We start from the raw sequence: 763 nt of genomic DNA, 5'->3' as shown, positions 1-763 counted from the left end.
CGCTGGGCCATTGCGCATAAATTCCCGGCAATGGAAGAGCTGACTGAGTTGCTGGATGTGGAATTCCAGGTCGGGCGTACCGGTGCGGTGACCCCGGTGGCTCGCCTCAAGCCGGTCAAGGTGGCCGGTGTCACGGTGTCCAATGCCACGCTGCATAACATGGACGAAGTCGCGCGCCTGGGGCTGATGATCGGCGATACGGTGATCATTCGTCGCGCCGGAGATGTGATCCCGCAAGTGGTGCAGGTGGTGCTTGAGCGTCGCCCCGGGGATGCGCGGCCGGTGCATATTCCTGAGCGCTGTCCGGTGTGTGGCTCCCATGTCGAGCGCACACAGTTGGTCAAGCGCAGCAAGGGCCGTGAAACCATCAGTGAAGGCGCGGTGTATCGTTGTGTCGGGCGTCTGGCCTGTGGTGCCCAGCTTAAACAGGCGATTATTCATTTTGTTTCTCGCCGGGCAATGGATATTGAAGGCCTGGGTGAGAAGAGTGTTGAACAGTTGGTGGACGAAGGCCTGGTGAGCTCACCGGCTGACCTGTACACCCTGACCTTCGAGCAGATCGTCGACCTCGAAGGCTTTGCCGAGCTGTCGAGCAAGAACTTGCTGCAGGCCATTGCCGACAGCAAACGCCCGGCCTTGGCACGCTTCATCTATGCCCTGGGCATCCCGGACGTTGGTGAAGAAACCGCCAAGGTGCTTGCGCGCTCGCTGGCCTCTCTGGAGCGCGTACAGCGCGCGTTGCCGCAAGTGCTCACCTATTTGC

Annotated in this window: 1 protein-coding gene; it reads left to right on the top strand. The window is 60.8% G+C overall.

The window, feature by feature from the left end:
- A partial coding sequence (locus tag TU76_RS23960) for a helix-hairpin-helix domain-containing protein (RefSeq protein ID WP_048352639.1) occupies positions 1–763 on the top strand: 763 nt, incomplete at both ends.

It is taken from the genome of Pseudomonas psychrophila, from assembly GCF_001043005.1.
In the GTDB taxonomy this organism is placed as follows: domain Bacteria; phylum Pseudomonadota; class Gammaproteobacteria; order Pseudomonadales; family Pseudomonadaceae; genus Aquipseudomonas; species Aquipseudomonas psychrophila.
Note: the sequence above shows the minus strand (reverse complement) of the source record. Positions and strands in the feature narration are given on the sequence as shown.